Raw genomic sequence first — 6,052 nt, 5'->3', positions numbered from 1 at the left:
GCTGCTCACGGTCCTCAATGCCATGATGCGAGACCGAAAGCCGTACCTGCAGACCAAACCAACATAACAGTTGCCGGGTCAAGCCCGGGACGACAGCGGGGATGTGGCGCTGTCAGGCCGAGATCGCCTTGGCCGATCCGACCTGGTTGCGCAGCAGGAATTTCTGGATCTTGCCGGTCGAGGTCTTCGGGATCACGCCGAACACCACGGCTTTCGGTGTCTTGAACCCCGACATGTGCTCGCGGCAATAGGCGATGATCTCGGCCTCGGTCGCCTTGGCGCTGTCCTTCAGCTCGATGAAGGCGCAGGGCACTTCACCCCATTTCGGATCGGGCTTGGCCACGACTGCCGCGAACAGCACCGCCGGGTGCTTGTAGAGGATATCCTCGACCTCGACGGAGGAGACGTTCTCGCCGCCGGAGATGATGATGTCCTTGGAGCGGTCCTTGATGATGACGTAACCGTGCTCGTCCAGCACACCGAGATCGCCGGTGTGAAACCAGCCGCCGGCAAAGGCCTCCTGCGTCGCCGTCGCGTTCTTCAGATAGCCCTTCATCACGATGTTGCCGCGGAACATGACCTCGCCGATGGTCTCGCCGTCGCGCGGCACCTCGCGCATGGTCTCGGGATCGAGCACCGTGACGCCTTCCTGCAGCGGATAGGACACGCCCTGACGCCGCTTCAGCTGTGCACGCGCGTCAGCCGACAGCTCGTCCCAGCCCGGCTGCTCGGCACAGACCGAGGCTGGACCATAGACCTCGGTCAATCCATAGACGTGGGTCAGCTTGATGCCGATGCGCTCGCCGCCCTCGAGAACGGCAACCGGCGGCGCCGCGCCGGCGATCAGGCCGACGACGGGCTTTGCCTTGCCGCCCTTCGGCGCATCGGGCGCGTTGATCAGCGTGTTGTAGACGATCGGCGCACCGCACATGTGGGTGACGCCGTGCTTGGGGATCAGTTCGAAGATCTTGGCCGGATCGACCTTGCGCAGGCAGACATTGACGCCGGCGGACGCAGCGATGGTCCAGGGGAAGCACCAGCCGTTGCAATGAAACATCGGCAGCGTCCAGAGATACACCGGATGCTGGCCGAGATTGCCGGCGAGGATGTTGCTGACGGCGTTGAGATAGGCGCCGCGGTGATGGGTCACGACACCCTTGGGATTGCCCGTCGTGCCCGACGTGTAGCTCAGCGCGATCGCATCCCATTCGTCGGCCGGCGGCCGTTCCACGAAAGCAGGATCGCCGGCTGTGACCGCCGCCTCATACTCGATCTCGCCGATCCGCTTGCCGCCGCTGAAGGCCGCGTCATCGACGTCGATCACGAACGGCTTTGCGCCCGTCATCAGGGTCAGAGCTTCCGCGATCACGCCGGAGAATTCGGGATCGACCAGGATGATCTTCGCGCCGCCGTGCTCGAGCTGGAACGCGATCGACGCCGCGTCGAGGCGGATGTTCAGCGCATTAAGCACCGCGCCGGTCATCGGCACCGCGAAGTGCAGCTCGTTCATCGCCGGGATGTTCGGCAGCATCGCCGCGACGGTGTCGCCATGGCCGATGCCGTGGCCCGCAAGATACGACGCGAAGCGTTTGCAACGCTCGTAGGTCTGTTTCCAGGTGAAGCTGCGGCCCTCATAGACCGCGCTGATGTGGTCGGGATAGACGGCGGCCGAACGCGCCAGGAAGCTCAGCGGCGTCAGCGGCACGTAGTTGGCGGGCGTCTTGTCCAATCCGATCGAGTACTGATTTTGAGCTGCACTCATGGCTCTATCCAATCCGCTAGGTTCTCAAAGGAATCCAATCGATATCCAGGGGAAGATGGCGACGATGATCAGGCCGATCAACAGCGCCAGCATGTAACCCCAGATCGGCCGGATACCCTCGGCCGGATCGACGCGCCCGATGGCGCAGGCGGCATAATAGCCGACCCCGAACGGCGGCGCGAACAGCCCGATGCCCATCGCCAGGATGATGATCATGGCATAGTGCACCTCGTGAACGCCGACCTGGTGCGCAATCGGAAACAGCAGCGGCCCGAACAACACGATCGCCGGGATGCCCTCGAGCACGCTGCCGAGGATCACGAAGGCCAGGATCGAGACCGCGATGAAGGTCGCCGAACCGCCGGGCAGCCCGGTCATCGCCGCCGCCAGCGCCCGCGAGAAGCCGGACTGGGTCAGGCCCCAGGCCATGCCGGTCGCGGTGCCGATGATGAACAGGATCGCGCCCGACAGGCACGCCGTGTCGATCAGCATCGGCAACAGCCGCCGCCAGTTGAATTTGCGGTAGATCAAGAGGCCGATGACGAAGGCGTAGACGATGCCGATGGTCGAGACTTCGGTGGCGGTGGCGATGCCTTCGACCACGGCGTAGCGGATCACGAAGGGCAGGGCCAATGCGGGCAGGGCGAACACGAACGCCTTGCCGATCTCGCTGCCGGTGGCCCGCTGAACGTGGCTGCGGTCTTCGCCGCGGTAGCGCCACCACACCAGCCCCGACAGGGTGATCGCCAGCACCACGCCCGGCAGCAGGCCGCCGGTGAACAGCGCCGAGATCGAGACGCCGGTCACCGAGCCGATCGTGATCAGCACGAGGCTCGGCGGAATGGTTTCGGTCTGCGCGCCGGTGGCGGCGAGCAGGGCGACCAGATCGCCCGGCTTGGCGCCGCGCTGCTTCATTTCCGGGAACAGCACGGGCGCGACCGCGGCCATGTCCGCGGCCTTCGATCCGGAGATGCCGGAAACCAGATACATGGCGCCGACCAGCACGTAATGCAGGCCGCCGCGGACATGGCCGAGCAGGCTCGCCAGGAACGCCACCATGGCCCGCGCCATGCCGGTCATCTCGATCAGGAGGCCGAGGAAGACGAACAGCGGCACCGACAGCAGGATCAGATGGCTCATGCCCTCGTCCATCCGGCCGACCAGCACCAACAGCGGCGTTCGGGTGGTCAGCGCCAGATAGCCGAAGATCGCCATGCCAAAGGCAAAGCCGATCGGCACGCCGGCGAACACGCAGAAGCCGACCACGCCGACGAAGAAGATGATCAGATTGAGATTGCCGAGCGGCCGCAGCATCGGCTGCGCCAGCCAGAACGCGCCGATCAGCGCAGCCACGGTCAGCGCGGCCAGCAGGAAGGTCTTGAACTCGCCGACCCGGGCCAGCCGCAGCAGCGCGAACAGCGCCATCAGGCAGGTGCCGACCGGCAGCGCCGCCGCGCGCCAGGTGTTGGATATCTGCAGCGCCGGCGTCGTGATGAAGCTTTCCTCGTAGGCGTATTCATAGGCCGGCCGCACGATCAGGATCAGGAACGCCAGCGCGGCGCAGGTCGCGACGACGTCGAGATAGGCCCAGAGCCGCGGTCCCGCGCTTGCGACCAGCGCCGTCATCCGCATGTGCTCGCCGCGGCGGAACGCCACCGCCGAGCCCAGCATCGCGAGCCACAGGAACAGGATCGACGCCAGTTCGTCGGACCAGATCAGCGGCGCATGAAGCACGTAGCGCGACACCACGCCGGCGAACAGGATCACGACCTCGGCGACGACAAGGATCGCCGCCGGGATTTCGACCAGCATCCCGAGCGCCGCGTCGATGGAACCGAGAACGGAGCGGCGGCGAGGGGGCTGCGACGCCGCCTCGCCGGCCACGGCCGGCGTCATCTCGACATGAGCCATGGCAAGCCTCCTGCTGGATTAATCAGGACAGTTTGCCGACGGACTTTTCGAGCAGATCCCAGGCCTTCTCGCCGTACTTGCCCTTCCACTCGGCGTAGAAGCCGGCGGTGCGGAGCTTGTCGCGGAACGGCCCGACCTCGGGCTGGTTGAAGACGAGCCCCTTGCCCGTGAGCTCCTGCTTCACGGTGGCGTTCAGCTTCTCGGTATCCTCGCGCTCCTTGACGGCCGCCGCGTTGACGTTCTTGGCGACGATGGTCTTGATATCGTCCGGCAGCGCCGCCCAGGCTCGGCGGTTCATCAGGAACCAGAAGCCGTCCCACATGTGGTTGGTCATCGAGCAGTACTTCTGCACCTCGTAGAGCTTCGCCGCCGAGATCAGCGCCAGCGGGTTCTCCTGGCCTTCGACGATCTTGGTCTGCAGCGCCGAATAGACTTCGCTGAAATTGATCGAGGCGGGCGATGCATCGAACGCCTTGAACATCGAGGTCCACAGCGGCGACACCGGCACGCGGATCTTGAAGCCCTTGAGGTCGTCGGGACCGGTGATCGGCTTGGTCGACGACGTGGTCTGGCGGAAGCCGTTGTCCCAGATCTTCTCCATGACCTCGAGGCCGGCCTTGTTGATCTCGCCGCGCACATAGGCGCCGAGCTCGCCGTCCATGGCCTTCCAGACAGTGGGATAGTCCGGGAATGCGAAGCCGATGCCGTTGATCGAGGCGGCCGGCACCAGGGTCGCCAGGATCAGGCCGGACAGCGTGAAGAATTCGACGCCGCCGGAGCGCACCTGGCTCAGCATGTCGGTATCGGAACCGAGCTGGCTGTTCGGGAACACCTGCAGGTCAAACCGGCCGTTGGTCTCGGTCTTGATCGCCGCGGCCATCTCCCGGGCGCGCGCCACGAACGGATGCGACTCCGGCAGGTTGTTGGCGAACTTGTAAGAGAACTCGGCCGACTGGGCGCGCGCGACATAGGGCGCGCCAATCCCGCCGAGGACGGCGGAAGCGGCGGAAACCTTCAGCAGCGTGCGTCGTGAAAAGCTCATTGGTTGCTCCCTCAAGAGGCTTGTTGTTGTTCTGAGATGCCATCCTATACGGACCTGATGCCGCGGGGTCACCAGCGATCTCTGCACAGCTGGGGCTTATTGCAGCGTCCGTACGCGGCGGCAATATCGGCTTTCAGACGAGATGCGCGCGCGTAGATCGCTGCGGCATCGGCACGGGCCGGACGACCGGCTTGGGTACATCAGCACACACGCCAACTTGCGGACCAGTGCGAAGATTTCCCACTAAATATCTGATCTAATTGTAGATATAAATATTCCATAATATACCTTATGCGAATTATGGATATGGGCGTGGCTACGATCACCGGCAGCTATCCCATTGCGCCGCTCACCTTCACCGCAAGGCCGACAGCCATCCCAGGAACCATTGCACCGGTCGCAGATCGACGGCCGGTCCCACGTCCCCGCGGCTCATCGCTCGACCGCATGCGTTTTGGCTTGCACGGCGTCACCATGACTTCGCCGCCCACGGTACCATCAGCCGGTCAGCCCGCAGAGGATCATGAGTGCGCGTGGGTTGGATCGCACCTTCGTGCTCGGCAACTCGAAGAACGGCAGCACAAATTGCCCCAAGCGCAACCCCAGCAAGTAGGTATTGCCACCCCTGCTCCGACCGCCCTGATGCCAGGACGCCTCGTCTGGGATGTTGCCCGACCGGCGCGTTGTCGCTTCAGTCGTCGAGGGTCCACATCCGGAGGATATCGGCCGTGGATGCCACCTCGATCTGGATGCTGAAGCGTTCGGCATAAAGCTGCAGCAGCGCGTCATGGCTTTGATCGGAAGAGCTGCACAGCGCATCCTCGGCCACGATCACCCGATAGCCGATATCGATCGCGGCCAGCACGGTGGCGAGCACGCACACGTCGGTCTCGCCGCCCGACACGATGGCCGTATCGATCCCATGCGCATCCAGATGAGCTTGCAGGCGCCCATTGCTGAACGCGTTGTAGATCGGCCGGTCGACGATGGCGGCCGGCGGCACACAGGCGGCAAGCGCCGGCACGAGCTCGATCAACTCCGGATCGAGCCGCTCACGGGTCACGCATTCCCATTTCTCGTAATAGGTCCGCCAAATCCCTCGCGCGTCGTGCTTCGAGCGCGGCGGAATGAAGCGGGTGAACACGGTACGTTCAGGCGCATGCTGCGCCAGCTCGACGATGCGTGGCAGCACGCGGTCCATCCAGGGCGTCGCCCAAGGCGCTCCCGGTTCGAACAGCCGCTGCATGTCGATGCAAAGGTGCGCCGCGCGCGGACCCGGCGGGCTGAGAAGCTGTCCCATCGCTCATTCCAGCGCGCGCCGACCGCATGCCGTCACA

Annotated in this window: 4 protein-coding genes; all 4 read right to left on the bottom strand. The window is 64.6% G+C overall.

Features of this window, described 5'->3' with window-relative positions:
- Positions 1 to 112: 112 nt before the first annotated feature.
- Positions 113 to 1,762 carry an acyl-CoA synthetase gene (locus tag QJT82_RS41715; RefSeq protein ID WP_028344053.1) on the bottom strand — a complete coding sequence of 550 codons (1,650 nt, stop codon included), beginning with the start codon at positions 1,760 to 1,762 and terminating at the stop codon, positions 113 to 115.
- A gap of 24 nt (positions 1,763 to 1,786) precedes the next feature.
- Positions 1,787 to 3,673: a TRAP transporter large permease subunit gene (locus QJT82_RS41710; protein ID WP_028344052.1), complete on the bottom strand. Its 1,887-nt coding sequence runs from the start codon at positions 3,671 to 3,673 to the stop codon at positions 1,787 to 1,789.
- A gap of 22 nt (positions 3,674 to 3,695) precedes the next feature.
- Positions 3,696 to 4,715 (bottom strand): TRAP transporter substrate-binding protein, encoded by a 1,020-nt coding sequence (locus QJT82_RS41705; RefSeq protein ID WP_028344051.1) that lies wholly within the window; start codon positions 4,713 to 4,715, stop codon positions 3,696 to 3,698.
- Positions 4,716 to 5,406: 691 nt separating this feature from the next.
- Positions 5,407 to 6,015 carry a cysteine hydrolase gene (locus QJT82_RS41700; RefSeq protein ID WP_028344050.1) on the bottom strand — a complete coding sequence of 203 codons (609 nt, stop codon included), beginning with the start codon at positions 6,013 to 6,015 and terminating at the stop codon, positions 5,407 to 5,409.
- Between the last annotated feature and the right edge of the window lie 37 nt (positions 6,016 to 6,052).

Origin of the sequence: Bradyrhizobium sp. Mp19, assembly GCF_029952935.1 — a bacterium.
Classification (GTDB): Bacteria; Pseudomonadota; Alphaproteobacteria; order Rhizobiales; family Xanthobacteraceae; genus Bradyrhizobium; species Bradyrhizobium elkanii.
Note: the sequence above shows the minus strand (reverse complement) of the source record. Positions and strands in the feature narration are given on the sequence as shown.

Bases quoted from the DNA above. Each gene is read 5' to 3' on its own strand.
- QJT82_RS41715 (WP_028344053.1), bottom strand. From the start codon at position 1,762: ATGAGTGCAGCTCAAAATCAGTACTCGATCGGATTGGACAAGACGCCC.
- QJT82_RS41710 (WP_028344052.1), bottom strand. From the start codon at position 3,673: ATGGCTCATGTCGAGATGACGCCGGCCGTGGCCGGCGAGGCGGCGTCG.
- QJT82_RS41705 (WP_028344051.1), bottom strand. From the start codon at position 4,715: ATGAGCTTTTCACGACGCACGCTGCTGAAGGTTTCCGCCGCTTCCGCC.
- QJT82_RS41700 (WP_028344050.1), bottom strand. From the start codon at position 6,015: ATGGGACAGCTTCTCAGCCCGCCGGGTCCGCGCGCGGCGCACCTTTGC.